General features: G+C 64.4%; 1 protein-coding gene. It reads left to right on the top strand.

Annotation, left to right across the window (positions count from 1 at the left end; all coding sequences use genetic code 11):
- Positions 1-430 (top strand): DEAD/DEAH box helicase family protein (locus CYJ76_RS11495; protein ID WP_180802302.1); only part of this gene is annotated, 430 nt, incomplete at both ends.

Below are 430 nucleotides of genomic sequence, written 5' to 3'. Positions count from 1 at the left end.
GAGGACTCGATCGTTGTGCACCCTTCCGAGAGCGGCAGGCTCAAGCAGGAACTGCTGAAGGTCGGCTGGCCCGCAGAGGACCTGGCGGGATACGTCGACGGCGAGGCGCACCCCATCGAGCTGTCGCAGGAACACGAAGAATGGCAGCTGCGCGACTACCAGGAGATGGCGGCCGATAGCTTCTGGGAAGGCGGCTCGGGCGTGGTAGTGCTGCCATGTGGTGCGGGAAAGACGATGGTCGGCGCGGCCTCGATGGCCAAGGCAAAGGCCACCACCCTGATCCTGGTGACGAACACCGTCGCGGGCAGGCAGTGGAAGGACGAGCTAGTGCGCCGCACCTCCCTGACGGAGGATGAAATCGGCGAATACTCCGGAGAGAAGAAGGAGATCCGCCCCGTGACCATCGCCACCTACCAAGTGGTCACCCGCA

It is taken from the genome of Kytococcus schroeteri (genome assembly GCF_002847825.1).
Classification (GTDB): Bacteria; Actinomycetota; Actinomycetes; order Actinomycetales; family Dermatophilaceae; genus Kytococcus; species Kytococcus schroeteri.
Note: the sequence above shows the minus strand (reverse complement) of the source record. Positions and strands in the feature narration are given on the sequence as shown.